We start from the raw sequence: 412 nt of genomic DNA, 5'->3' as shown, positions 1-412 counted from the left end.
AAGGTAACCGTAGGGGAACCTGCGGTTGGATCACCTCCTTACCAAGAAGATGTGGATTGAGTGCAGTGCTCACACAGATTGTCTGATGAAAATAACGAGCAGAAATACCTTGATAGGCTTGTAGCTCAGGTGGTTAGAGCGCACCCCTGATAAGGGTGAGGTCGGTGGTTCAAGTCCACTCAGGCCTACCAACTCTTCCGTGAGTGGGATGCAAGGTATCTGTAAGCAACGATGGGGCTATAGCTCAGCTGGGAGAGCGCCTGCTTTGCACGCAGGAGGTCTGCGGTTCGATCCCGCATAGCTCCACCATTAAAAAAAACTTCAGAGCGTATTGGCAACAGTATGCTGCGAAGTATTTTGCTCTTTAACAATCTGGAACAAGCTGAAAATTGAAACATGACAGCTGAACAGT

At 48.8% G+C, this 412-nt stretch carries 2 tRNA genes; both read left to right on the top strand.

Annotated elements, in window-relative coordinates:
• The first annotated feature begins 114 nt into the window (after positions 1 to 114).
• Positions 115 to 191, top strand: a tRNA-Ile gene (locus tag ACKQAD_RS20280).
• 42 nt (positions 192 to 233) lie between these two features.
• A tRNA-Ala gene (locus tag ACKQAD_RS20275) sits at positions 234 to 309 on the top strand.
• The last annotated feature ends 103 nt before the right edge of the window (positions 310 to 412 follow it).

Origin of the sequence: Pectobacterium artocarpous (genome assembly GCF_046159765.1) — a bacterium.
GTDB lineage: Bacteria > Pseudomonadota > Gammaproteobacteria > Enterobacterales > Enterobacteriaceae > Pectobacterium.
Note: the sequence above shows the minus strand (reverse complement) of the source record. Positions and strands in the feature narration are given on the sequence as shown.